The following is a 24,107-nucleotide window of genomic DNA, read 5'->3' as shown; positions in this document are numbered from 1 at the left end:
GTTTGTGAATATATGACAATGGAGCGTATGATCGCAGGGAGTCACCACTCGCCGGCGTCGACTCGATCCAGCGCCTCCAGAAAGCCATCGGCGAATTCCGCGTCCGTGACGTGGTCGGCCGCCGCGAGGGCCGCGTCGTCGGCGTTGGCGACCGCGATGGCCGTCCCGGCGGCCTCGAAGGTCGAGACGTCGTTGGTCGAGTCGCCCACGGCGACGAATTCGGTCGGCTCGTACCCAAGCGCGTCGGCGACCGTTTCCAGACCCTTTCCCTTGGTCATCGTCGGGGACTTGACGTGGTAGGCGTACTGGGTGTCGACGACCTCCAGACCGTGCTCGGCCGCAAGGTCCCGAAGCGGTTCGAGCGGCTGGTCACGGGCGGCGATCACTTCGGTCTCGCGCCACCGATTGGGCAGGTCCGCCGGCCCCCATCCGAGGTCGTATCCGGCCTCGACGTAGGCGTCGGCGACAGCCTGGGCCGCCTCGCGGTCGCCGTGGACGCCGAGTTCGTCGGTCGCGTCGACGAACGTGACGCCGCCGTTCTCGGCGATGACGGTCCGTTCAAGCCCGAGGTAATTTGCGAGTGCGATCGGAAACGGGAGGACCTTGCCCGTCGCGAGTACGACCGGGCCGTCCCATTCCCGGAGGGCGGTCCCCATCCGGGGATCGAGACGTAATTCGTCGTCGGTCAGTGTCCCGTCGACGTCCGTCACGAGCGGCGGCGCGGTAGCTCCACTCATAGACGATCATCGCGGCCCGGGAGGCTTGCCGGTTGCGTTTCCGCCGAGACAGCGAGTCCGATCACGGCGCGACCCCACCATTCATTGCCTCCGACGACGATCCTACGGGCGTGCGACTCGTCCAGGTCACAATTCCGGCTGGCAAGCTCGAGGCCATCGAGGCGGCGCTCGAAGATGTCGACGTCGAGTACATCCTCACCGACGAGACCAGCGGCCGGGAGTACACCGCCGTCGCGTACATCCCGTTGCCGACCAACGCCGTCGAACCGGTCCTGGAGAAACTCCGGGAGGCGGGCATCGACGAACAGGCCTACACGGTCGTCGTCGAAGCCAACACCGTCATCTCGAGGCGGTTCGAGGAACTCACGGATCGCTACGCCGAGGAGAAAAGCGAGGAACGCATCGCCCGGGAAGAACTCACGTCCAAGGCCGCGGACCTCGCGCCGGCGACCTGGAGTTACGCCATCCTGACGGTCGTCTCCGCCGTGATCGCGACCGCCGGCCTCCTGCTGGACTCGCCGGCGGTCATCGTCGGCTCGATGGTGATCGCGCCGCTGATCGGGCCCGCGATGGCCGCAAGCGTCGGGACCGTCGTCGACGACCAGGGGCTGTTCCGGCGGGGCATCGGCCTGCAGATCGCGGGGCTGGGGCTGGCCGTGCTGAGCGCGGCCGCGTTCGCGTTCGTAGTCAAGAACCTGTTTCTCGTCCCACCCGGACTCGACGTGACCGAGATTCCGGCCGTCCGCGAGCGACTCCTCCCGGATTTCCTCTCGCTGGTCGTCGCGCTGGGTGCCGGTGTGGCGGGCGTCGTCAGCCTCTCGACGGGCGTCTCGACGGCCCTGGTCGGCGTCATGATCGCCGTCGCGTTGATCCCGCCCGCCGCGACGGTCGGCATCGGCATCGCGTGGGGGCTGCCCGCCGTCAGCCTCGGATCGGGCATCCTGACGCTGGTGAACGTCCTTTCGATCAACCTGGCCGCGCTGGCGGTGCTTTGGTACCTGGGCTACCGGCCGACCCACTGGTTTCGTGAGGACGACGCCCGCTCAAGCACGCTCAAGCGCGTCCTCGCACTCGTGGCTGCGATCGCTGTCCTGTCGGTCTTTCTGGGCGGGGTGACCTACGACACGTACACGCGAGCCACTGTCGACGGCCAGATCGACGAGGCAGTCCGGGAAGTGGTCGAAGAGACGCCGGGGTCGACGGTCCACTCGATCTCGACCGAACGGACCGGTGGGCTGTTCTTCCAGCAGCCCGAGCGGGTGATCGTCACGGTCGGCGTGCCGCCCGGCGAGTCACCGCCGGCGCTCGGCGAACGGCTCGACAGCCGTCTCGACGCGAGTCTCGACCGGGACGTGACTACCGAGTTGCGATACGTGGCCACCGAAGTCGCCGCCGGCTGAGGCCGATCGGAGGGGGCCGGACCGCTCAAACGAGCGTTTGAACGTTCGATTGGACTATATGATCTCCGGGTGTGGGATCACCTGTAATGAAACTCAACAGATCGACCCTCCTGGTGGCCGCCGTGGCGGTACTACTGCTCGCTGCGGTGGGCGCTGCGACAGCAATCACGCCCGCAGCACAGACCGACCAGCCGGCCAAGCAGATCGACGTCGCCGGATCAGCGGAGGTTTCGGCCCAACCGGATCAGGCCGTCCTCCGGCTCGGCGTCGTCGCGACCGCCGAGGACGCCCAGACTGCCCGTACGCAGGTTGCCGAGAACGTCACCGCCGTGCGCTCGGCGCTGACAGAGCTGAACGTCTCCGAGGACCAGATCGAGACGGGATACTACGATATTGGCGAAGTACGCGAACGCCCCGAGACCGAAGGGACGACTGAATACCGTGCCGTCCACACGCTCGAAGTCACGCTCGATGATACCGAGCGTGTCGGCGACGTGATCGACACTGCCATCGACAGCGGTGCCAACCGCGTCGACGGCGTCTCCTTTACGCTCTCAGAGGAGCGACGCCACGAGCTCCGTCAGGACGCCCTCCAAAAGGCGATGGATCGTGCTCGCACGGACGCCGACACTCTCGCAACCAGTGGTGATCTCCAGGTCGTCGGTGCGTCCTCGATCAGTGCCAGTGACGTCAGCGTCAGCCCCTACCGCGTCGAGGAAACCATGACGGCCGCCGACGCTGTAGGCGGTGCAGCCTCGACCACGATCGAGCGCGGCCCCGTCGACGTTTCGGCCTCCGTCCAGGTCGTCTACAACGCGACCAGCGCCTGAGGCGATCGGAAAGAACGAGTCTATTCTTCGAAGGGAAGCTCGGGTTCGTACCCGACAGCGTCGATCACCGCGTCGAGGACACCCTCGACGTTGTCGTCCTCGGTGACGCTCATGTAGTGGTCGGCCTCGACGTCCCGCGAGCGGTCGGCCTTGTTACAGACCGTCAATACGGGCGCGTCGCCGAACCGGGAAGCGATGTCGTCTCTGAGTTCGAGTTGGACGTCGATCGGGAAGCCACACTCGCCGCTGGCGTCGACCATCACGATGACGGCATCCGCGAGGTGTTCGAGCGCGCTCACGGCCTGGGCTTCGATCGCGTTGCGCTCCGCCGGCGGGCGATCGAGGAGTCCGGGCGTATCCACCAGTTGATACCGGATGTGATCGCGCTCGATATGGCCGACGTGAATCTGGGTCGTCGTGAACGGATAGGCAGCGATCTCGTTGTCGGCCCGCGTCACGCTGTTGACGAACGAGGACTTCCCGACGTTGGGGTAGCCCGCGATGACGATGACGGGTTCGTCGGGTTTGATGTCCGGTAGTTTTCGGAGGGCCTGCCTGGCGTCGGCCAGCGCCGCAAGGTTCTCGTCCACCTGACGGGTGATGTCGGCCAGGCGGGCGAACGCTTGCTTGCGGAGTTTGCGCGCGCCGTCGACGTCGACGCCCCGAAGCCGGGACTGATACTCGTCACGGATGTCGCTGGTCTTGCGACTCGCCCACGTCACTTCCGAGAGATGCTGGCGCAACTCGTCGACCCCGTGTTCGGCGTCGGCAAGCCCACGATAGAACGGGTCGAGGTCGTCGAAGTCGGGCCATTGGGTGACGACGTTCTCGAGGTTGTCCGAGAGGACGTTCGCCGCGGTCTGGAGCATCGACTGCTGGGCGTCGTGGCCGGACTTGGCCCGGCCGGCCCGGGCGGCCCGCGAGAACGCCTGGTCGATGAGTTCCTCCGACGTGGGAGTCGTCGGGAGGGTCTCGAAGGGATGGCTCATTAGCCCAGGATAGATGGTCGGCGGGTAAAAGGGCGTTCTTCCCGTCGGACAGCCACTCGCCAGGACCCAGCGAGCCCGTGAGCCCACGCCGGCCGTCGTCACGGCACATTGCCACCGCCCGAACACCGTCTATTTCTCACGATCGATATTTGGGTGGCCGAATTCATAAGGGATAGAACGTAACCGGTTCACATGTCAGAGCGCGATCGCAGAGAGACGGACCTGTACACGGTAGTCTACGACGACGATATCGACGCAGTCGTGTTCTACTGGGACGAGTATTCGACAGGAGAGCGGTTCAAGAGCGGTGCCATGGATCTACTCGAATACATCAAAGAGCACGACGCCCGGAAACTGATCGTGAACACGCGCGGAATCAAAGCCCACAACGAGGAGGAAACGGAGTGGCTCCAGGAGGAATGGATGCCGAAGATCTTCGAGGCGGGTATCGAGCACTCCGTGACGGTCCACCGGGATAGCGTCATCTCCGAGATGGACATGGAAGAGTTCTACGAGGGGATGGAGGACGTGGACGACGAGAGTGCGATGACCGACGACATGGACGAAGCTCGCGAGTGGATCGCCGAAAAATAACGTCGGGACTCATCGACGACAACGACACGTGCGTTCGGTCGGACCGATCCGCTTGTACCGACGAGCAAGACAGTACCAGCCCTCTGCTCAGTAGAACATCACAGGCGTCCCGACGCTGTCCTCCTCGGCTTCCTCGATCTTCTCGATGGCGTCGGTGAAGTCAGCTTCAGTAACTTCGGTCCGGCTGTCCCGGATCGCGAACATCCCGGCCTCGGTGGTGAGACTTTCGAGTTCCGCGCCGGTCATGCCTTCGGTCTCGCCGGCGATGTCGCCGAGATCGACCGAATCGGCGAGGTTCATGTCGCGAGTGTGGATCTCCAGAATGCGTTCACGGCCCTCGATGTCGGGTTCGGGCACTTCGATGAGGCGGTCGAAGCGACCAGGTCGAAGGATAGCCCGATCGAGCATGTCGAAGCGGTTGGTCGCGGCGATGATCCGGATCTCGCCGCGATCGTCGAAGCCATCCATCTCGCTCAAGAGTTGCATCATCGTCCGCTGGACCTCGGCGTCACCGGAGGTCTTGCTGTCGGTCCGTTTGGCCGCGAGTGCGTCGATCTCGTCGATGAAGATGATCGCCGGTTCGCGTTCCTCGGCGAGTTCGAACAGGTCACGCACGAGTTTCGCGCCCTCGCCGATGAACTTCCGGACGAGTTCGGAGCCGGCCATCTTGATGAAGGTGGCGTCGGTCTGGTTGGCGACGGCTTTGGCGAGCATCGTCTTGCCCGTCCCCGGCGGACCGTGCAGCAGGACGCCGCTCGGCGGGTCGATCCCGACCTCGCGGAACTGTTCGGCGTTGAGGAGCGGTTCTTCGACGGCTTCCCGGACTTCCCGTAGCTGTTCGTCGAGCCCGCCGATGTCGTCGTAGGAGACGTCCGGACTCCCATCGATCTGCATCGCCTGCGCTCGGGCGTCGGTCTCGGCCTCCAGGGTCGCTTTGACGTTGAACGAGTCGTTGATCGCGACGCGGTCGCCGGGTTCGACGTCCCCGGCGAGTCCCGACGGTAGCTCCGTCAGGACTTCCTGATTGTTGCCGTGCTGTCTGACGATCACGCCGTCGTCGGTGATCTCTTCGGCCGTCGCGATGTAGAGCGAGGCAGTCTTCAACGCCTGGTTCTCTCGTTCGAGAGAGTCTACGTCGTCGGCGAGCGAGCGTTGTTTCTCGTAGGCCCCCTCAAGCTTTGCCTGGAGCTGGTCGTTGACGGCAACGACCTTCGCGTAGTGTTCCTCGAGCGCTGCGAGTCGTTCGGACGGCGACATCTCGGGATCGAGATCGAGCGTCGGGCGATCCGGCAGCGAGGGACTGCGGGACATCTGACACCTATACTTACTCCGTCCGAGAAAAAGTGCCTTTGGGTCGCGGGGTTTGCGTGCCGGATGCTATCACGTCCCGCTTACAGCAGGTCGGCCATCCGATCGAGCGCGTCGTCGTACTCGGCGATGGCATCCTCGATCGGGTCGGCCGTCGTCATGTCGACGCCGGCCGTCTGGAGGAGTTCGAGTGGGTATTCGCTCGATCCGCTTTCGAGGAACGTCCGATAGCGCTCGGCCGCCGGTTGTCCCTCCTCGGCGATGGACTGGGCGATCGCGACAGCCGCGGAAATCCCCGTCGCATACTGATAGACGTAAAAGGCACGATAGAAATGGGGGATGCGCATCCACTCGCGGACGATCCGGTCGTCGATCTCACCCGGCGCGTAGTAGTCACTCTTGAGTTCGCCATAGAGGTCATCCAGGCGATCGGGCGTTAGTGGCTCGCCGGCCTCACTCATCTCGTGGGCGCGGTGTTCGAACTCCGCGAACATGGTCTGGCGATACAGCGTCGACCGGAAGCGTTCGAGATACGTATCTAGCACGTGCCGACGGAGTCGATCATCCTCGACAGTGTCAAGCAGGTGCCGGGTCAGCAAAGCCTCGTTGACGGTGGAGGCGACCTCGGCGACGAAGATCTCATAGCCCGAATAGACGTAGGGCTGGGCCTCGCTGGTGTACTCCGAATGCAACGAGTGGCCGAGTTCGTGGGCCAGGGTGTACATCGACTCGACATCGTCCTGATAGTTCATCAGGATGAACGGCTGGGAATCGTAGGTTCCCCCGGAGTAGGCCCCCGATTGCTTGCCGCGGGTCTCGTAGACGTCGACCCACCGGGAGTCGAGTCCCTCGGCGACCCGGTTCTGGTAGTCCTCCCCCAGGGGCGCGACCGCGTCGACGACGTACTCGCTGGCCTGTTCGTACTCGATCTCGGGACTCTCGGTCTCGGTCAGCGGGACGTACAGATCCCACATCGCCAGCTCGTCGCCGTCGGTGTGCTCGCGCTTGAGTTCGGCGTGGCGGTGGAGCGGATCGAGGTTCTCACGGACTGTCTCCACGAGCGTGTCGTAGACGTCGGTCGGGACGTTCGGCCCGTCGAGGGCAGCCTCGCGTGCCGTCTCGTAATTGCGCGCCTGGGCGATCTTCGAGTCAGTCTTGACCGCGTTCTTGTAGGCCGACCCGACGGCGTTGCGCACGTCTTCCCACTCGTCGTAAAACCCCTCGTAGACCTCGCGGCGGAACTGCCGGTCTTGGCGCTTCTGGAGCGTCGTGAAGTTGTTGAGCGTGATCTCGACGGCTTCTCCCTGGGAATCCTCCACCGTCGGGAACGACATATCAGCGTTCGTCAGCATGTCGTAGACGTCCCCGGCCGCGCCGGTGACTTCGCTCAGATCCGCCAGGAGAGACTCGACCTCCGTCGAGCGGGTGTGCGGTTTCATCCGCAACACGTCGTCGAAGTAGTGGTCGTACTCCTCGAGGTCGGGCTCGGCCTCGATCATCGCCTCGACATCCGCGCGGTCGAGATCCTGGATCTCGGGGTCGAGAAAGCTCGCGGCGCTTGAGGCGTCGGCCGACAGCGATCGCGCGCGGGCAAAGAGAGCCTTCGCGTCGTCGTCGCGGGTATCCTCGTCCTGTCGCATCCGGGCGTAGGAGACAACGTTCGAAACGGTGCGCATCAGCGCTTCGTAATCTTCAAGCACCGATAGTAGCGTCTGGGCGTCCTCGGTCGCGCCCCCCTCGTAACTCGCGACGGTCTCGGTCAGTTCTTCGGCCTCCTTGAAAGCAGTCTCCCACTCGTCGGTATCGGCATACAGCGACGCCAGATCCCACTTGTACTCCTCGTCGATCTCGCTTCGCTCGGGTACAGTACTCACGACCGCCGCATAAGACGGGCGGGCGCTAAAACGTTCGGGGCCGCTACGGCGTGGGATCGACTGTCAGATCGGTCGCGATCCAGCCGTCGGGATTGCCCTCTTCGGTGAAAACTGTCCGGTCGGGCGACGATTGGAAGGACTGAACCGCCGTCGACGCCTCGCGATCGGCGTCAGCGTCTGATCGTGGCATTGTCTCCCCGTAGGAGACCGGTCAGTCTTATGTGTTTTGGCTAGCCTAAAACAGTGAGAACGATCGGTGGATGACCGGCCGACGCCTGACCACCCCCGGGTCGAAGGGTTAACGGCCCGGCGAGTGAAGGCCGGGCCATGGATGAGAACCGACCACCGGACGAAGATTCGTCGAAGCGCGAACGCCCGCCTTACAAAGATCCGAATCGATCTACCGAAGCCCGCGTCGGGGATCTCCTTTCGCGCATGACGCCCGCGGAGAAAGTCGGCCAGCTCGTCGGCACGGCCCCGACACTCCGACCAGGTCGTGAAACCGTCTCGGGCATCGCCGAGGCTGTCACCGAGCACCACCTCGGCGCGGTCTCGCCGTTCGGTCACGGCGGCTCCCCCTGGGAGACCCCAGCGGAGTGCGTCGAGGTCGCGAATGCGCTCCAGCGGGAAGCCATCGAGAACACCAGACTCGGTATCCCGGTACTGTTCTACGTCGACGCCGACCACGGCCACGGGTTCGTGAAGGGCACCACCGTCTTCCCACATAACCTCGGCATGGCCGCAACCCGCGATCCCGCCCTCGTCGAAGCCGCGGCGGGCGTCACCGCGACCGAAGTCGCCGCGACCGGCGCACACCAGAACCTCAATCCGGTCGCCGACGTGGGGCGTGAGGCCCGCTGGGGCCGCATCTACGAGACCTTCGGCGAGAGTCCCTCCCTCTGCGCGTCGATGAGCGCGGCAGCCGTCAGGGGGTATCAAGGCGACGCCATCGGCGACGAAGGGAACGTGATCGCGACGCCAAAGCACTTCCCGGCCTACAGCGATCCGGTCCGGGGCGAGGACGGCTCGCCGGTCGACGTCTCCGAATACACCCTCCGGCGGGTGTTCCGACCGCCGTTCGAGGCTGCGATCGACGCCGGCGCGGGCTCGATCATGCCCGCGTACAACGAACTCAACGGGTATCCCGTCCACGGCTCGACGGAGTATCTGGAAGGCTGGCTCCGGGGAGAACTGGATTTCGATGGGTACGTCGTCTCGGACTGGAACGGCATCAACATGCTCCATCACGACCACCGGACCGCCCGCTCGATGGACGAAGCCGTCTGGCAGGCGACGACCGCCGGCGTCGACGTCGCGAGCGTCGGCGGGGTCGAACACGCCGAGCGCGTGCTCGATCTCCTCGAATCCGGAGATCTCTCAGCGGCGCGAATCGACGAGAGCGTCCGGCGCGTCCTCGAAGCGAAGTTCCGGCTGGGGCTCTTCGAGGACCCGTACGTCAACGAGGACCGGGTCGAGCAGGTCGGAACCGACGACCACCGCGCCGTCGCTCGCGAGGCCGCCCGCGAGTCGATGACGTTGCTCCGGAACGAAGACGACGTGCTCCCGCTCGATACAAGTCTCGACTCGATCGCTGTCCTCGGCCCGAACGCCGACAACCTCCGCAACCAGTTCGGTGGCTGGAGCACCATCTCCGAGCCCGAGCCACCGGGGACGACCATTCGTGCGGGGATCGAACGGGCCGTTCCAGCCGAAACGACGGTCCGGTGCGAACAGGGCGCGTCGATGACCGAGACCGTCGACCTTGACGCTGCGCGCGAAGCAGCAGACGCGAGCGAGGCCGCCGTGGTCGTCGTCGGCGAAACGGGCTACCGTCACGAGTTCCACCGTAGCGAGACCGACCGCGGCGAGTTCCCGACGCGCTCGCAACTCGAACTCCCCGAGGCACAGCGGGAGTTGCTCGGGGCGGTCCGAGAAACCGGGACGCCGACCGTCGCCGTCTTCGTCGCCGGCCGCCCGCTCGCTATGGAGTGGACGGCCGAACACGTGCCGGCGATCCTGTTCGCCTACCTGCCCGGCTCAGAGGGCGGGAACGCAGTCGCCGACGTGCTCTTCGGCGACGCGGACCCCGGCGGGTCGCTGCCGGTCTCAATCCCGCGGTCGACCGGGCACCTGCCGACCCATTTCGACTACCGCCCACACCCCCATCCCATCGAGGGGAGCCCGCGCGAGGAAAACCCCCGCCCGCCGGAGCATCCCGAGACATACGAGCCGCTGTTTCCATTCGGCCACGGCCTGAGTTACGCGGCCTTCGAGACTGGCGAGCTGTCGGTGTCGACGGAGCGGGTCGGCCCGGAGGGAAGTCTCACGGCGACCATCGCGGTCGAAAACGTCAGCGACCGAGGGGGATCGACGACGCTGCACCTCTATGGAACCGACGAGTTCAGTTCCCGGGTGACGCCCGTCCGGGAACTGGTCGGGTTCCAGCGGGTCGAGCTAGCGGCCGGCGAGCGCACCGAAGTGACGTTCGAGGTCGATCCGGCAGCGTCGGGCGTCATACTGGAACGTGGCGAGCGGCGCGCCGAACCCGGCACGCTGAGGCTGTCGTGTGCTAGTGAATCCGTCGAGGTGGTCATCGAAGGTCGGTTCGGCCGGGAGGGCTGGAGGCGTCCCGACGAGGGATAGATTAATCCGGCCGCGATTCTGAGCCCCTGATATGCCGAAGGTTTCGATCTCACTGCCCGATCGAATCGAGAACGACATCAACCGCCTCGTCGAGCAAGGCGAGTTCGTCAACCGCGATCAGGCCGTCGAGGAGTTGCTGACGATGGGCGTCTCCGCGTACGACACGGGCGAGGACGAACCGGAAGTCGCCGCCGAAGACGACTTCTTCTCACAGACGGTCGAGGACCAGCAAGATCCCGCCCTCCACGACGACGATCCCGACGACGGCTACACCTTCTGACTGGGGCTCTCAGTCCCCGCTCGCCAATCAACAAGCGATAGTGACCGGAATGTCGCAAGCCTTATGTCCATGTCTGTACGTTAGTGTACGGTAATGGACGCCAGTGATGAAATAGCGCCTGACGTGCGATCGATCCTCTCGGCAGCGAGAGATCGTGGCGGCGCGTCGGGTACGGTGGACGTGACGCCGCGGTCCCTCGCTGACGCGTTCGATCGCGCCGAGCGCGACGGTCGGGTGCCGACGATCACGGAGGTCAAGCCAACGAGTCCGACCACAGAGGGCCGACACGACGGCGATCCGGTCGAGCTCGCAACGGCCATGGTCGAGAACGGGGCGGCGGCACTGTCGGTGCTGACCGAACCCGAGCACTTCGGGGGGTCGCCCGAAACGTTGCGGCGCGTCCGGGACGCCGTCGACGTGCCCGTCCTCCGGAAGGACTTCATCCTCCACGAGGCTCAACTCGACGTGGTCGAAGCCGATCTCGTCCTTCTCATCGTCCGGTTTCTCGAGGAGGACGGCACGGACGACCTCGAAGACCTGCTCGACGCCGCGCGCGACCGCGGGTTCCAGGTCCTCGTCGAGGCACACGCCCGATCGGAAGTCGCGGCCGCGGTCGACGCCGGCGCGGAGATCATCGGCGTGAACAACCGCGACCTGGCAAAACTCGTCGTCGACCTCGAAACGTTCGAGTCGGTCGCGCCCGCAGTTCCCGACGACGTGACGCTGATCGCCGAGAGTGGGATCGAGACGCCGGCGGACGTCCAGCGGATGCGCGCGGCCGGTGCCGATGGGCTGTTGATCGGCTCGGCGATCATGGACGGCGACGTGGCGACGAACACGCAAGCACTTACCACACCGACGGAGACACACAACCAATGACAACTGACGGAGCTGACGATCAATGACCACAGACGACACGAACGGACAATTCGGCGGCTACGGGGGTCAGTACGTCCCTGAGGCACTAATGCCCGCCATCGAGGAGCTTCGGGACGCCTACGAACGCTACGTGCTCGAAAACGAGGACGGGTTCATGAACGAACTCCGTGCCCATCTCGCGGACTTCGGCGGCCGGCCCACGCCGCTGCAGCGGGCCGACCAGCTGAGCGAGCGCTACGACACCGAGGTCTACCTCAAGCGCGAGGACTTGCTCCACGGCGGGGCACACAAACTCAACAACGCCCTCGGGCAGGTCCTGCTCGCGAAGTACATGGGCAAGGAGCGGATCATCGCCGAGACCGGCGCGGGCCAGCACGGCACGGCGACCGCGATGGCCGCCGCCCACCTCGATATGCCCTGTGAAATCTTCATGGGCGAAACCGACATCGAACGCCAGCGCCCCAACGTCTTCCGGATGGAACTCAACGGCGCGACAGTCACCCCCGTCACGACCGGCCGCGGGACCCTGAAGGAGGCCATCAGCGAGACGATGCGCGACTGGGCGACAAACGTCGAGGACACCCACTACGTCATCGGGTCGATCGTCGGCCCGGACCCGTTCCCCGAAATGGTCCGGGACTTCCAGTCGGTCATCGGCGACGAGGCCCACGAGCAGATCCTCGCGAAGACCGGCGACGCCCCCGATTCGATCGTCGCGTGTGCGGGCGGCGGGTCGAACACGATGGGTGCGTTCCACGAATTCAGAGACAAGGAGGACGTCGACCTGATCGCCGTCGAGGCCGGCGGGTCCTCGCTTGAAGTCGACGAAGAAGCTGGCGTCGCACCCAACTCCGCCACCCTGTCGACCGGTGAAGAGGGTGTCCTCCACGGCGCACGCACGAAGCTTCTCCAGGACGAGGACGGCCAGATCATGGAGTCCCATAGCGTCTCGGCGGGGCTTGACTACTCGGGCGTCGGCCCGGAGCTCGCCTATCTCGTCGACGAGGGGCGCGTCGATGCAGTCAACGTTGACGACGAGGTCGCGCTCGAATCGTTCCACCGCGTCTCCCGGCTCGAAGGCGTCATTCCCGCCCTGGAAACCGCTCACGCTTTCGGGTATCTTGAGGAGAATCCCGACGCTGTCGGCGACGTGACCATCGTCAACGTCTCCGGGCGCGGTGACAAGGACTTAGAGACCGTCGTCGAGGAGACCAAAGCGCATGATCTCGATGTCGAGACCGCGTCGACCGTCCTCCAGGAGGCCGGAGAATGACCGCAAACAGCGAGATCGGGGCCGTCTTCGAGGCGGGCGAACCGGCGTTCATCCCGTATCTGGTGGCTGGCGATCCGGAGTACGAGGCTTCCCTGGAATATATCGAGGCCTTAGAACGCGGCGGGGCCGACATCATCGAACTCGGCCTGCCGTTCTCGGAACCGATCGCCGAGGGGCCGACGATCCAGAACGCGATCGTCCGGTCGCTGGAAGGCGGGATGACGCCCGATCGTTTCTTTTCGTTCGTCGAGGAGTTGGACGTCGAGATCCCGCTGGTCTGTATGACCTACTACAACCTGATTTATCAATACGGTAGTGAGTCAGGGCCCCGACCGTTCGTCGAACGGGCCGCCGAGGCGGGCATCGCGGGACTGGTCGTCCCGGACCTGCCGGCCGAGGAAGCCGACCCGTTGCGGGATGCCTGCGACGAATACGGGCTGGATCTGGTCTTCATCGTCGCGCCGACGACCCGCGGCGACCGCCTCGAAACCATCATGGAGCAGGTCTCGGGGTACGTCTACGTCCAGGCGCGACTCGGGACGACCGGCGCGCGCGAGGACGTCAGCGATCAGACCGACGAGAGTCTCGCACGCCTCCGGGAATGGGACGTCCCGAAGGCCGTCGGCTTCGGCATCAAAACCGGCGAGCACGCCGAACGGATCGTCTCGGCCGGTGCTGACGGGATCATCGTCGGGAGCGCCCTGGTCGACATCGTGGCCGAAGGGGCCGAAAGCGGTGAGTCGACCGAAGCGGTTGCTGATCGGCTCGAAGCGAAGGCCCGGGAACTCAAAGAGGGGGCACTCCGCGGAGTGCCCACGGCGGAATCGAGCGACTGAACGAGTTCGGACAGTGTCTGTGGGATCGAACAGACAGCCGATCACGCGCCGGGACAGCCGCCAGACCACGTCTCGCCAACGATCTTGGGAATATGAACGTCGATCGCCTCGCCGTACTCCTCATAGTCGAGCATTACGTTTGCCGTGGCCTCCCCGCCATTCCCCGATATCTTGAGTTGCAGCAGCGATCGGACGGGCTGGGCCGTCTCCTGATCGACCCACAGCTTGGCGGTGATGTTCTCGATGTTTCCGTCCGTGTTCGTGAGGTCGGTCTGGCTCTCGCCGGGGAGCGAGGAGAGTGTCTTCTGGGTTGGGTACGCGACGATGACCGCGGTATCGTGTCCGTCGATCGTCGCCGTCCCGTCCCAGTAAACGTTCGTCCGGTTGAATATCTCGACCTGTCGGCCCAGCGGCGTCAACGTTAGCCACTCGGCGTCGGTCGACTGGTTCTCGACGCCCCACCCGGTCGGCGGGCTGGGACACTTCGTGTAGGCGGTCCGACTGTCGAGATAGCTGGTCGTGCTCCGATCCTCGACAGTGGTTTTCATCCGCATTAGCTGGCTCGTCCGGTTGACGACGCCGTCGCCGCCAGCGGAGATCGACACCGACCGCCCTTCGGCGGACGCCGAGACGCCAACGTCCATCGACATGCGATACGTATCAACGTCGGCGAGGGCGTCGACCGTCTCGTTTCTGACTTCGAGGGCGCGGTCGTCGCTCGGCGGCTGACTGTCGCCGAGCATGCCACACCCCGCGAGGGCGATCAGGGCAACCAGGAGGGCAGCGGGGACTGCGCGATGCATACGTTGTACTGTGGTCAGACGCCATCTAATAAATCTTGTTGTATTGAAAGATAAATCGCGATAGCCGTTCGCGGACGCCGGGACCGGAACGCCCATTACCGTCACTTGCCACAGCATCACACAATGACTGCCGGGAAAGACGCACGCCTGACACGCATTGGTACAGGGGGCCGATATCTCGTCGTTCCGATGGACCATGGCCTGACGATGGGGCCTGTAACAGGGCTCGAAGATCTCGAATCGACCGTCGAAGGGATCACGCGCGGTGGGGCCGACGCCGTCCTGACCCAGAAAGGCGTCGCCGACCGCGTCCACGGCAACCTGAACGGCGCGGGCTACATCGTCCATCTCAACGGCTCGACGACGATCGGTCCCGACGAGGAAGACAAACGCAAGACTGGAACCGTCGAGGACGCCGTTCGGGCCGGGGCCGACGCCGTCTCCTTTCATATCAACGTCGGCAGCGAATACGAGCCCGACCAGCTCACCCAGCTCGCCGAAGTGACGAGCGAGGCCGATCGTCTCGGGATGCCCGTGCTCGCGATGGCCTACGCCCGCGGCGACGGCATCGACGAGTCGGATCCCGATTCCCTGGCTCACGCCGTTCGGCTCGCCGAGGAAGTCGGTGCCGACGTGATCAAAACGGCCTACAGCGGCGACGCGGACTCCTTTGAACGGGTCGCCGCCGCATCGGCCAAGCCAGTCGTCATCGCGGGTGGCTCGAAAGGAACCGACAAAGAGACCCTGGAAATGGTTCGCGGCGCGATTGACGGGGGCGCGGCCGGTATCTCGATGGGGCGGTCGATCTTCCAGCACGAAGATCCCGAGGCGATCACTCGCGCCATCTCGGCGGTCGTTCACGACGATGCCAGGGTCGACGAAGCGGTCGAAACCGCCGGCCTCAGCGTCGACGCTTGAAAGCGTGTCTGCAGCCGGGAGACTGTCCTGAAACAGGTTCGAGCGAGCCGGACCGTCGAATCCGCCACGTTCAAGCCGGCCCGGAGCGAGCGTGGACACATGACACGCTCCGTCTGGCTCAAGGCCGACGACGCCGTCGGCGACTGGGAAGCGCGCAAGCGACGCATCACCGCCGGCCTCGAAGCCGGCGTCGACTGGGTACTCGTCGACGAACACGACGTCGAACGCGTCCGCGAGCTCGGAGACATCAACGTCGCCGCCTTCGCCGGCGACGACGTCCACGTCATGGACGCCGAGGGGACGGCCGAGTCGACCGCCGACGCAGTGATCGTCGGCAAGGACGGCGAGGGCGACGGCACGGTCGGGCTCCCCTCTGATTTCTCGGGATCGGCCGATCTCTCGGCGCTCCGCAGCGGCGGGGCAAACGGGGGATACGTCCGCATCTTCGACGAGGACTACGAGGCCTTCGCCGAGGCAGTCGCCGAGGCCGCCGACTACACGATGGTCGTCGCCGACGACTGGCAGATCATTCCCTTAGAGAATCTCATCGCCCGGGTCGGCGAGGAGACGGAACTGATCGCCGGTGTTCAGACCGCCGAGGACGCCCGGACGGCGTACGAGACCCTGGAGATCGGTGCCGACGCCGTCCTGCTGGACACCGACAACCCCGACGAAATTCGGGAAACCGTCGAGGTGCGGGACGCCGTCGGTCGGGAGACCCTCGACCTGGAGTACGCCGAGATCACGGCGATCGAACAGACCGGCTCGGCCGACCGGGTCTGTGTGGATACGGGATCGATCATGGATCACGACGAGGGGATGCTGGTGGGCTCGATGGCCCGTGGCCTCTTTTTCGTCCACGCCGAGACCGCCGAGTCGCCGTACGTCGCCTCCCGGCCCTTCCGGGTCAACGCCGGCGCGGTCCATGCCTACGCCCGGACGCCGGGTGGCGAAACGACGTACCTCTCGGAACTCGCGAGCGGCGACGAGGTACAGGTCGTCGATCGGGATGGCAATACCCGCGAGGCGATCGTCGGTCGGGCGAAGATCGAGAAGCGCCCGATGTTCCGGATTCAGGCCGAAACAGCGGGGGGCGACCGGATCGAGACGCTACTGCAGAACGCCGAGACGATCAAGGTCGCCACGCCGGACGGCCGGATCGCCGTGACGGACCTGGAAGTCGGCGACGAGGTGCTGGTCTACCACGAGGACACGGCCCGGCACTTCGGCGAGGCCGTCGAGGAGAGCATCATCGAGAAATAGCGATTCTCCGTCTCTTGGCGTTGGTCGTCTCTCCGGCGGGACCGGACCTATCTCTCGATATCCGCATCCGAGCGCTCCGCCGCGTTCGAATCCGATTCCGCCTCGTCCGTGTCTTGGAGTTCCGTCGCACACCACGGGCAGAACGTGAGGTCGTCGTCTTCGTCGGCCAGATCGTGGCCACATTCGGGACACTGCCGGCCGGACTCGATGGCCTCCTCACGGGTACTCTGGCGCGCGAGGACGTACGCGTCGATCACGTTGAGAACGCGAAGGCCGACGATCAGCAGGGACGCGTTTCGGGGGATGTTCCGGCTGGCCTGCATGATCGCGTCGTAGGAGGTCTCCTGAGGGATGATCTCCGGCGGGATCACCAGCCAGGCGGTGGCGAACAGGAGGACGAGCCACAGCCCCGTCCGGATCCACTCCCGCAGGTAGACGTGGCCCAATCCCGGGAATACCACCGACAGCGCGATCGCCAGCCACGGGCGCCTTGCCGACGCAGTCTCAGTCACTGCCTTGACTGTATGGTCGACCGGACGTAAACCTGACTAAGCCCTCTCGTGGCACTCACTGGCTATCGAGTTCGGCGACGAGATCGGCGAGCGTCGCGAGATCGTACTGCCCAGGGGCGGTCGCCGCGTCGGGGTCGACCGGCGCGTAGCCGATCCGGGAGCCATACAGCGGGGCGACCGCCCGGGAGTGGCGGCCGGCCTCGCCCATCGCCATCGTCGCCACGGTGTGGCCTTCGACGGTGGCCGCCCGCGTCGCCACCAGCAGGTCCAGCACGTCGTCGGGCGTCTCGGCGGTGACGGCGAGTTTGCCCACGTCGCCGAATTGCGCAGCTTCACGCAACATCTCCTGAAGGTCGCCCATCGGCGGCGTCGCCTCGAAGTCGTGCGTGGAGACGATCACGCGAACCTCGTGCTCACGGGCGGTCTCGATCAATGCGTCGGCGTCACCCTCACGCGCGGTCGCGAGTTCGACGTCGACGGCCGCGACGGCGTCGTCGGTGACGGCCGCTTCGAGCGCGGCGAGGCGACCGGCGTCCGCGGCCTCGCCACCCTCCCACTCGGGGCGATTGGTCACGAGCAGCGGCAGCTCGCCGTCGTAGTTCGAGAGTTGTGTGAGCGGCTCTCCGGCCATGTCCATCCGGAACTCGACCAGATCGGCGTGCTCGCGGGCGGCCGGTTCCTCGCCGAGGTCAGCCGTCGCGGCCGCCAGGCGGAACGAGTCGAAGTGCATACCGGGCGTCGGTGGCCGCGGGGCAAAAGCACCCCGCCTCGGACAGCGCTGAGATGGTCCGCTGATCCAAATCAGCGAACGTCGCCGGCAACAAGTTAGCAGGACCGACCGGACCACGGGAGACACGCCACCGTCGCCACCATTACAGCTATTACAATCGATTACGTACGTTACGGTATGCCGATCAACATCAAACGGTTCGAGGAGAGTCCACCCGGAGAACTCCGGGCCGGCGGACCGACAAACGCGGAGGCGATCCTTTCGTTTCTGGCGTCGTCCCCGGAGCAGGCGTACACGCCGAAGGAGATCCACGAGGCGACCGACGTCAAGCGGGGGAGCGTCGGGGTCGTCCTCTCCCGTCTCGAGGAGCGTGGGCTCGTCCGACACCGGGGCGATTACTGGGCGATCACCGAGGAGGCCGATGTCGAGAAGACGCTGAGTGCGATGTCGACCGCGCGAGCAGCCTCGGATCGGCTCGGTGCAGAGGATCCCGACGAGTGGGGCCCCGGCGTCGATTCGGACGACGAGTGAGTGGACAATGAGCTACGTGCAGGGGGAAGTCTGGTGGGGGCCAGCACCACACAAATCCGATCCGGCGTACCGTCCGTGGCTGATCGTCAGTGACTCGTCTCATCCGTTCGGAAGCGTCGAATCTATCGTCGTCGGCATGACGACCCAGCAACATCCGGAAGGGATCCCCGTCCCTGACGACGCGTGGATCCAGGGTGGATCGAAAACGCGAGCGTACATCTCACCCTGGTACGTGACCACGATCAAAGAGCGTGACCTGGACGACCAGCAGGGGTTGCTGTCACAGTCGCTCGTCCGGGAAGCCATCGAATCGCTCCATCAGTACATGCCCGCACCCGACGGTTGAGAAGCGGTCTGGTCGTTGCGCTTACTCCAGGTTCTCGATCGGCGTGTGCCTCACCGAATACCCCTCCGCCGTCTCCGCGACCGACTCGACGGCGTACAGCCGGAGCTGGCGCTCCTGTTTCGTCCGGACCGGCGTGTCGTAGTGGTCGTTCTCGTAGCCCAGGTCCTCGCCCGAGTCCTGGCGCTCGTTGACCCACTCGCGGTGTCGCTCGAGCCGTCGGGTCGCCCGCTGGCGGGACCGGTCGGGCAGGCCCTCGATGCGGTCGTCGAAGGCCGCCCGGAGGTCGGCGTCGCGTTCGTAGCCCACGGACTCCCGGCCGGCGAGCATCGCCGCGAGCGTCGTCGTGCCGGTCCCCCAGAAGGGATCGAGGACGGTGTCGCCGTAAACTGAGAACATCCGGATCAAACGAAGGGGAACCTCGACAGGGAACGCCCCCGAACGTTCGCGGAGTCCGGCGTCGAGACCCTGGGCCGTGCCGGTTATCTCCCAGAGATCCGAGAACCATCGGTTGCGCTCCTCCCAGAAATAAGCGCTCTCGTAACGGGTTTGGTCACCCGGCGGAAACGACCGGCGTGGGCCGTTTCGAAAGAGCAGGATCGACTCGTGTTCGAGCGTGGGGTAGGCGTTAGGCGGCACCATCCCCGAGCCCATGAACTTCGCGCCGCTATTGGCTGGCTTGCGCCAGACGATATCGGGGAGCGGATCGAACCCGTAATCGACCATCCGGCGAGTGATCTCGCCGGCGTTTGGGTACTGCCGGAATCGGTCGAGCGTTCGCGTGGCGTCGCCGACGTTGATCGCGGCGATCCCACCGTCGACGAGGACGCGATCGAGTTGTGCCCAGACAGTATCGAGCACGTCGTGCATCGCCTCGAAGGCGCGCTGGCCGTCGTCTGCGTCGAGCGCGTCGCCGATTGCGGGGTCGAGCGCGGCAAAGATGTCGTCCCACATCTCGATCATGGGGTAGGGCGGCGAGGTGACCACGAGGTCGACCGAATCCGCGGGCAACGCCAGTGTACGGGCGTCGTCCGTCACCACGGCGTGGTCGGTTTTCATACTCGTGCCTCGACCCGGAGCCTAACGTGGGTTGTGATCCGGGGGGCAGGGAAACAACCGGGAGGTGCACGGAAAGAGTCCACCAACGGTGCGAAACGGCTTCAGCTGTGGTCGAGCAGCGATTCGAGTTCGTTGACCTTCGCCGCCTGCTGTTCGTTGGCGGCGGCGATATCCTCGATCTCGTCGGCGACTTCCTCGGCGGTCTCGGCGGTCCGATCGACCATCGAGGCGACCTCCTCGGTGCTTGCAGCCTGGTCGTCGGTCGCCTCGGCGACCTCCTGGGCCCCTTCGGCGGCCTCGGTGACGGCCTGGTCGATCTTCTTGAGGATATCGACCGTCTCGTCGACCTGTTCGATCCCTTCCTCGACCTGGTCGTTGGCCTCACCGATGCTCTCGACGGTCGAGTCGGTCTCGGCCTTGATGTCGGCGACCATCTCTTCGATTTCGGTGGCGTTCTGCTGGGACTCCTCGGCGAGACTCTTGACCTCGTCGGCGACGACGGCGAACCCTTCGCCTGCTTCACCGGCACGCGCGGCCTCGATCGACGCGTTCAGTGCGAGCATGTTGGTCTGGTCGGCGATGTCGTTGATGACCTCGACGATCTCGTCGATCTCGTCGATGCGATCGCGCAACTGTTCGACATCGGTCGAGACCTCCTCGTTGGCCTCGTCGACACCTTCCATGGCGTCGATGGCGTCGTCGGCCACGTCCCGCCCCTGATCGGCGAGTTGGCTGGCCTGCTGGCTGACGGCCTTGACTTCGTTGGCGCTGGAGGCGACTTCCTCGACCGTCGCCGAGAGGTTCGAGACCTCGCCGGCGACCTCCTGCATGTTCTCGGACTGTTCGTGTGCGAGTTCGCTGATCTGCTGGGAACTCCGGGAGACGTTCTCGGATGTCCGCAGCAGTTCGTCGATCGCGTCGCCGATCTCCGCTGTCGAGGCCGAGCCACCGGCCTCGGCAGCCGAGTCCAGTTGACCCTCTGATTCTGAAGCCATATACTGTAGTTCGGTGTGGCCGGCGGATTAAACGTGACTCTTCGGTTATCAGGTCTGATAGCCCTCGCGGTCGGCAGTCGGGCGAAGCGGCTGATCGGCGACGGCGAAAAATCAGGCGGCCGGGATCGACTGCTCGGCTTCCAGCAGTTCGTGATAGCGGTTCCGGATCGTGACTTCGGAGATGTCCGCAACCTCGCTGACGGCAGCCTGGGTGGTCTTCTCGTTGGTCAACAGCGAGGCGGCGTAGATCGCGGCCGCGGCGAGCCCGACGGGGCTCTTTCCGGAGTGAACGCCCTCCTCTTTGGCGTTGGCGAGCAGTTCCCGCGCACGCCGTTCGGCCTCCTCTGAGAGTTCGAGATCCGAGGTGAATCGGGGCACGTAGCTCTCGGGATCGGCGGGGCGGACTTCGAGGCCGAGTTCCCGGACGACGTAGCGATACGTGCGGGCGATCTCGTCTTTCTCGACCCGGGAGACGTCGGTGAGTTCGTCGAGGCTCCGCGGGACACCGGCCTGGCGGGCGGCGGCGTACACCGAGGCCGTCGAAACGCCCTCGATCGATCGACCGGGAAGCAGATCCTCGTCGAGCGCCCGCCGATAGATGACCGACGCGGTCTCCCGGACGTTCTCCGGGAGCCCAAGCGCCGAGGCCATCCGGTCGATCTCGCCGAGTGCCTGCTTGAGGTTGCGCTCCTTGGAGTCACGCGTCCGGAAGCGCTCGTTCCACTTCCGGAGGCGCTGCATCTTCTCGCGCTGCCGGGAGCCCAGCGAGTTTCCGTAGGCGTCCTTGTCGCGCCAGTCGATGTTGGTCGACAGCCCCTTGTCGTGCATCATGTTCGTCGTCGGCGCACCGACGCGGGACTTCTGGTCCTTCTCCTTGGCGTCGAAAGCACGCCATTCGGGACCGGGATCGATCTCGTCCTCTTCGACGACGAGTCCACAGCCCTGGCAGACGGTCTCGCCGCGTTCGGTGTCGGAGATGAGGTTCCCGCCACACTCGGGGCAGTTGACATCTTCGGTCTCCTCTTCGTCTTCAGCTACGTTCGTCGACTGATCGAGTCGGGTTCTGGTGTTTGTCTCGCTCATGGGTCTGAAGGCGGAAGCTAGCCGGGCACGTCGCCGGAAAAACCCGGGTAGTCGTTCGGTGAACAGGGGTTAGTCCGAAACTTATTAAAGTGTTTCGGTGGTCGACGGATTCCTGGCGCCCGAGCGGTCGAAGCCGGTATTTGGTGACGGTTCACACAGCCATTAAAGTACATGATAGTAGCTCTCAGGGAAGAGTCACCGGAACGAATAAATGAGTGGGCGGGGGTGGCGAGTCGGTCGACAGTGGCGATCATGTCCCCCCCGGGTCATCACTCCCGGCCCTGGCCCGTCGGCCTCGGCCAGGGCCACCGGATTCAGTCTTGCGCCGCGACCGCGTCGATGCTGTCCTCGGCGTCGGCACTCTCCTCGACGGCCGTCGTCAGCGAGACGTTGAGCCAGGCCATTGAGACAGATCCACCGGCAACCGTAACGATATTCTTGACGGCGTGATCCACGACTGCGACCGCGAGTGCGAGTTCCCAGGTGACTGTCGGGATAAAGGCGAGGACGAAGACCGAGAAAACACCCTCATAGAGCCCGATACCGCCGGGCGACAGCGGGAGAACCTTCGCAAGATTGCCGACACTGACTGCGAAGAAACTCACGACAACGAGCATCCCCAAAGAGGATGGGACGTCGAAGGCAGCGAAAACGACAATCGCGGTCACGACATCGATCGTCCAGATGAGGACACTTGAGGCGGCAACACGGCCGAACGCGGTCGGGTTCGCGGCGACAGTCTGGACGTCACCGGTAAAGTCCTCGATGACACCGGCGACGTACCCGGCGTAGGCGTCGTCGCTGAGTCTATCGAGCGTCCCCCGAACGAGATTCCGATCCGAACGGGCCGTCAGGACGGTCAACGCAGTCACGCCGATCGCGAGAAGGCCCACAGCGGCCGCCACCACCACGCCCCGCCGTCCACTCTCGCGTCCGCTAGTCAGCGCCGCAATGAGATCCGCAAGTGCCGAGGGATCAAACGCTGCAAATCCGACGAGCACGACGCCGGCAAGGGCCGCAATCGTCAGAAGATCAAAGACACGCTCGACGGCGAGGGAGGCAAACCCCGATGAATAGGGGACCGACCGGCGGGCCTTCATGACGTACGCCCGGACGCCGTCACCGAGTCGCGCCGGAAACACGAGGTTGCCGGTCTGGCTGATGAAGACCGCACCCGTCAGAAACCCGACATCGGAATCATAGCCCAACTCGGCAAGAATGTCCCGATACCGATAGCCCCGAAGCGGCCAGGAACTGAGATACACGAGCGCGGCGGTCCCGATCAACATGGGGTCACCACGTTGCATCTCTTCGAGAACATCGGCGGAGGGATCGAGATACACCGTCATAAGCGCGAGCGCGAGCATGATCAGGCCGCTCGCGGCGACCATACTCCGAGTGCGGGTGATCCGTGGGCTTACGGAAAGCTGCCAGAACGTCCGGAGGATCTGGCCCCCCATCCCCAGGACGTCCCGGACGAGATCGACCTTCGAGTCGCCTTTCGGCGTCCAGTCGACGGGAAACTCATTCACGTCAAGTCCGCGGCGCTGGGCGCGGACGAGCATCTCCGTGTCCCAGAACCAGTGGTCGTCCTCGACTGCGTTGGCCAGTTCCTCGAACGCCTCCCGACTGAAGGCTTTGAAGCCACACTGGTGATCAGCCAGGTCAGATCGGAGGACCAACCGAACGAGGGCGTTGTATCCCCGGCTCGGCACGCCGCGTTTGGCCGGCCGGTCGGCGTCGCTGTCCGGGAGCATCCGCGAGCCCGTCGCTACGTCGTAGCCCGCCGTTCGGACGCTCTCGACCAGTTTTTCGAGGTGGGCCATGTCCGTCGCCAGATCGGTATCGAAGTAGACGAGTGTGTCACCGTCGGCCTGTCGGAAGGCGTACTCCAGCGCACCGCCGCGACCGAGGCGTTCGTCGCTGTGGACGTGCCGAATCCGGTCGTCCTCACGCGCCAGTCGCGCCGCGATCTCGGGTGTGCGATCGGAACACCCGTCCTCGGCGACGATCACCTCGAAGGAGCCCGCGGGGAGAAACGCCGCCAGCCGATCGAGCGTCGCGCTGACGGTCCCCTCGATGGTCTCGGCCTCGTCGTACGCGGGGAGCACGACGCTGACCTCGACTGCCCGATTCATTGATACATACACGGCCGCGAGTTACCAAGAACCTTCTGTTACCCACGACCGGTCCAGGGCGTGGTCCATGGCGATCACGACCGGCCGCC

General features: G+C 65.1%; 24 protein-coding genes. 12 read left to right on the top strand and 12 right to left on the bottom strand.

Features of this window, described 5'->3' with window-relative positions; translation table 11 throughout:
* Positions 1-41: 41 nt before the first annotated feature.
* On the bottom strand, positions 42-737 hold the full coding sequence (locus HBNXHr_RS02185) for a phosphoglycolate phosphatase (RefSeq protein ID WP_275882985.1): 696 nt from the start codon (positions 735-737) through the stop codon (positions 42-44).
* A gap of 110 nt (positions 738-847) precedes the next feature.
* Between HBNXHr_RS02185 and HBNXHr_RS02180 the strand changes: the two genes are divergently transcribed.
* Both HBNXHr_RS02180 and HBNXHr_RS02175 read left to right on the top strand, forming a co-directional pair.
* Positions 848-2,137 carry a TIGR00341 family protein gene (locus tag HBNXHr_RS02180; protein ID WP_275882984.1) on the top strand — a complete coding sequence of 430 codons (1,290 nt, stop codon included), beginning with the start codon at positions 848-850 and terminating at the stop codon, positions 2,135-2,137.
* Positions 2,138-2,223: 86 nt separating this feature from the next.
* The gene (locus tag HBNXHr_RS02175; RefSeq protein ID WP_275882983.1) at positions 2,224-2,967 is read left to right on the top strand and encodes an SIMPL domain-containing protein; all 744 of its coding nucleotides are present in this window, start codon (positions 2,224-2,226) and stop codon (positions 2,965-2,967) included.
* Positions 2,968-2,987: 20 nt separating this feature from the next.
* Here the strand turns inward: HBNXHr_RS02175 and HBNXHr_RS02170 are convergent, their stop codons facing one another.
* Positions 2,988-3,956, bottom strand: coding sequence for a GTPase (locus HBNXHr_RS02170; RefSeq protein WP_275882982.1), 969 nt, complete (start codon positions 3,954-3,956; stop codon positions 2,988-2,990).
* Between the two features lie 192 nt (positions 3,957-4,148).
* On the opposite strand from HBNXHr_RS02170, the gene HBNXHr_RS02165 reads away from it, so the two are divergent.
* Entirely contained in the window at positions 4,149-4,550 is a 402-nt protein-coding gene (locus tag HBNXHr_RS02165) for a hypothetical protein (protein ID WP_275882981.1), read from the top strand.
* 87 nt (positions 4,551-4,637) lie between these two features.
* Here the strand turns inward: HBNXHr_RS02165 and HBNXHr_RS02160 are convergent, their stop codons facing one another.
* The 3 genes from HBNXHr_RS02160 to HBNXHr_RS02150 all read right to left on the bottom strand — a co-directional run bounded on the left by HBNXHr_RS02160 (position 4,638) and on the right by HBNXHr_RS02150 (position 7,922).
* Positions 4,638-5,861 (bottom strand): proteasome-activating nucleotidase, encoded by a 1,224-nt coding sequence (locus HBNXHr_RS02160; protein WP_275882980.1) that lies wholly within the window; start codon positions 5,859-5,861, stop codon positions 4,638-4,640.
* Positions 5,862-5,941: 80 nt separating this feature from the next.
* Positions 5,942-7,732, bottom strand: a complete 1,791-nt coding sequence (gene pepF, locus HBNXHr_RS02155) for an oligoendopeptidase F (RefSeq protein WP_275882979.1) — start codon at positions 7,730-7,732, stop codon at positions 5,942-5,944.
* A gap of 43 nt (positions 7,733-7,775) precedes the next feature.
* Positions 7,776-7,922 (bottom strand): hypothetical protein, encoded by a 147-nt coding sequence (locus HBNXHr_RS02150; protein ID WP_275739041.1) that lies wholly within the window; start codon positions 7,920-7,922, stop codon positions 7,776-7,778.
* Positions 7,923-8,059: 137 nt separating this feature from the next.
* Here HBNXHr_RS02150 and HBNXHr_RS02145 point away from each other — a divergent pair, with 137 nt between their 5' ends.
* The 5 genes from HBNXHr_RS02145 to trpA all read left to right on the top strand — a co-directional run bounded on the left by HBNXHr_RS02145 (position 8,060) and on the right by trpA (position 13,643).
* A complete protein-coding gene (locus HBNXHr_RS02145) occupies positions 8,060-10,375 on the top strand; it encodes a glycoside hydrolase family 3 N-terminal domain-containing protein (protein WP_275882978.1) in 2,316 nt (771 codons plus the stop codon).
* A gap of 31 nt (positions 10,376-10,406) precedes the next feature.
* Entirely contained in the window at positions 10,407-10,655 is a 249-nt protein-coding gene (locus HBNXHr_RS02140; protein ID WP_275739039.1) for a ribbon-helix-helix domain-containing protein, read from the top strand.
* A 93-nt stretch (positions 10,656-10,748) separates the two neighbouring features.
* Positions 10,749-11,534 (top strand): indole-3-glycerol phosphate synthase, encoded by a 786-nt coding sequence (trpC, locus tag HBNXHr_RS02135; RefSeq protein WP_275882977.1) that lies wholly within the window; start codon positions 10,749-10,751, stop codon positions 11,532-11,534.
* Positions 11,535-11,556: 22 nt separating this feature from the next.
* Entirely contained in the window at positions 11,557-12,807 is a 1,251-nt protein-coding gene (trpB, locus tag HBNXHr_RS02130; protein WP_275882976.1) for a tryptophan synthase subunit beta, read from the top strand.
* Positions 12,804-13,643 (top strand): tryptophan synthase subunit alpha, encoded by an 840-nt coding sequence (gene trpA / locus HBNXHr_RS02125; protein ID WP_275882975.1) that lies wholly within the window; start codon positions 12,804-12,806, stop codon positions 13,641-13,643. The genes trpB and trpA overlap by 4 nt, the downstream gene beginning before the upstream one ends.
* A gap of 41 nt (positions 13,644-13,684) precedes the next feature.
* Here trpA and HBNXHr_RS02120 read toward each other — a convergent pair whose 3' ends face one another.
* Entirely contained in the window at positions 13,685-14,446 is a 762-nt protein-coding gene (locus HBNXHr_RS02120; protein WP_275882974.1) for a hypothetical protein, read from the bottom strand.
* 123 nt (positions 14,447-14,569) lie between these two features.
* Here HBNXHr_RS02120 and HBNXHr_RS02115 point away from each other — a divergent pair, with 123 nt between their 5' ends.
* Complete coding sequence (locus tag HBNXHr_RS02115; protein ID WP_275739029.1) at positions 14,570-15,364, top strand: 2-amino-3,7-dideoxy-D-threo-hept-6-ulosonate synthase; 795 nt, start codon at positions 14,570-14,572, stop codon at positions 15,362-15,364.
* Positions 15,365-15,463: 99 nt separating this feature from the next.
* Positions 15,464-16,627, top strand: coding sequence for a 3-dehydroquinate synthase II (locus HBNXHr_RS02110; protein ID WP_275882973.1), 1,164 nt, complete (start codon positions 15,464-15,466; stop codon positions 16,625-16,627).
* A gap of 47 nt (positions 16,628-16,674) precedes the next feature.
* Here HBNXHr_RS02110 and HBNXHr_RS02105 read toward each other — a convergent pair whose 3' ends face one another.
* Both HBNXHr_RS02105 and HBNXHr_RS02100 read right to left on the bottom strand, forming a co-directional pair.
* Positions 16,675-17,139: a zinc ribbon domain-containing protein gene (locus HBNXHr_RS02105; protein WP_275882972.1), complete on the bottom strand. Its 465-nt coding sequence runs from the start codon at positions 17,137-17,139 to the stop codon at positions 16,675-16,677.
* A gap of 55 nt (positions 17,140-17,194) precedes the next feature.
* Positions 17,195-17,869, bottom strand: coding sequence for a type I 3-dehydroquinate dehydratase (locus HBNXHr_RS02100; protein ID WP_275882971.1), 675 nt, complete (start codon positions 17,867-17,869; stop codon positions 17,195-17,197).
* Between the two features lie 177 nt (positions 17,870-18,046).
* Between HBNXHr_RS02100 and HBNXHr_RS02095 the strand changes: the two genes are divergently transcribed.
* Complete coding sequence (locus HBNXHr_RS02095; RefSeq protein ID WP_275739025.1) at positions 18,047-18,400, top strand: helix-turn-helix domain-containing protein; 354 nt, start codon at positions 18,047-18,049, stop codon at positions 18,398-18,400.
* A 7-nt stretch (positions 18,401-18,407) separates the two neighbouring features.
* Positions 18,408-18,746 carry a hypothetical protein gene (locus HBNXHr_RS02090; RefSeq protein WP_275882970.1) on the top strand — a complete coding sequence of 113 codons (339 nt, stop codon included), beginning with the start codon at positions 18,408-18,410 and terminating at the stop codon, positions 18,744-18,746.
* 21 nt (positions 18,747-18,767) lie between these two features.
* Here HBNXHr_RS02090 and HBNXHr_RS02085 read toward each other — a convergent pair whose 3' ends face one another.
* The 4 genes from HBNXHr_RS02085 to HBNXHr_RS02070 form a co-directional block, all read right to left on the bottom strand.
* Complete coding sequence (locus tag HBNXHr_RS02085) at positions 18,768-19,802, bottom strand: site-specific DNA-methyltransferase (protein WP_275882969.1); 1,035 nt, start codon at positions 19,800-19,802, stop codon at positions 18,768-18,770.
* Between the two features lie 101 nt (positions 19,803-19,903).
* Positions 19,904-20,797, bottom strand: coding sequence for a methyl-accepting chemotaxis protein (locus tag HBNXHr_RS02080; protein WP_275882968.1), 894 nt, complete (start codon positions 20,795-20,797; stop codon positions 19,904-19,906).
* Positions 20,798-20,908: 111 nt separating this feature from the next.
* The gene (locus HBNXHr_RS02075) at positions 20,909-21,880 is read right to left on the bottom strand and encodes a transcription initiation factor IIB (RefSeq protein ID WP_275739021.1); all 972 of its coding nucleotides are present in this window, start codon (positions 21,878-21,880) and stop codon (positions 20,909-20,911) included.
* Between the two features lie 314 nt (positions 21,881-22,194).
* Positions 22,195-24,018, bottom strand: a complete 1,824-nt coding sequence (locus HBNXHr_RS02070) for a flippase-like domain-containing protein (protein ID WP_275882967.1) — start codon at positions 24,016-24,018, stop codon at positions 22,195-22,197.
* Positions 24,019-24,107 lie beyond the last annotated feature (89 nt).

Origin of the sequence: Halorhabdus sp. BNX81, assembly GCF_029229925.1 — an archaeon.
Classification (GTDB): Archaea; Halobacteriota; Halobacteria; order Halobacteriales; family Haloarculaceae; genus Halorhabdus.
This window is presented reverse-complemented; position numbering and strand designations above follow the sequence as displayed.